The sequence below is a fragment of the Moorena sp. genome (assembly GCF_982860115.1).
On sequence record NZ_CEYLVT010000059.1, the window covers coordinates 8919 to 9146 of the forward strand.

General features: G+C 44.7%; 1 protein-coding gene. It reads left to right on the forward strand.

Annotated features, from left to right (window positions below; genetic code table 11):
• Positions 1–228 (forward strand): hypothetical protein (locus AC4II3_RS12570; protein ID WP_490722818.1); only part of this gene is annotated, 228 nt, incomplete at both ends.

The following is a 228-nucleotide window of genomic DNA, read 5'->3' on the forward strand; positions in this document are numbered from 1 at the left end:
TGACCTTGGCTAGTCAAAGAATTCCCGAGCAAATTGGTAGTCATTCCTTGACCTTGGCTAGTCGAAGAATTCCCGAGCAAATTGGTAGTCATTCCTTGACCTTCCCTAGTCGAAGAATTCCCGAGCAAATTGGTAGTCATTCCTTGACCTTCCCTAGTCGAAGAATTCCCCAACAAATTGGTAGTCATTCCTTGACCTTCCCTAGTCGAAGAATTCCCCAACAAATTG